Genomic DNA, 628 nt, shown 5'->3' with positions numbered 1-628 from the left:
GCGTGACGGTGGACCTCAGCCTCGCCCAGACCGGCGATGGGCTGAAGGCGGCGGAGCTGGCCTCGCCGGTCGGGCGCTTCGGGATGACGGAGGGCCTCGACAACCTGCTGGGGCTGCTGAAGAAGCATGGGCTGAAGGCCACCTTCGCCACGCCGGCGGCGATGGTGAAGATCCATGGGTCGCGGCTGCAGGAGATCCTCGCCGAGGGCCACGAGATCGCGGCCGAGGCGATGCTGCACGAGGACGTCTCCGGCCTGCCGCGAGAGGTCGAGAAGGCTCGGCTGGAGCGCACGACGGCGATCCTCGGCGAGGCCATCGGCAAGGCGCCGGCGGGATGGTTCATGCTGTCGCGCCAGGGGGACGACTTCGCGGGCGGCACCATCAGCGGGAATACGATCGACCTGCTGATCGAGGCTGGGTACCGGTACTACGGCAACGGTCTTGCCGACGACGCGCCGTATTGGACGGCGGTGGATTTCGCCAGCGGGCGCGCGCTGCCGACGATGCCGTACTACTACCATTTCGACGACCAGTATTTCTGCATGTTCCCGATGAAGGGCACCGGGCTCGAGAACCCCGACATGTTCATCCGCAACCTGCGCTGGGAGTTCGAGGCGCAGCACAAGCG

General features: G+C 67.5%; 1 protein-coding gene. It reads left to right on the top strand.

Features of this window, described 5'->3' with window-relative positions:
- A partial coding sequence (locus tag AC1DWF_RS35860) for a polysaccharide deacetylase family protein (RefSeq protein ID WP_476843213.1) occupies window positions 1–628 on the top strand: 628 nt, incomplete at both ends.

It is taken from the genome of Aminobacter sp. P4_D5, from assembly GCF_056401815.1.
Note: the sequence above shows the minus strand (reverse complement) of the source record. Positions and strands in the feature narration are given on the sequence as shown.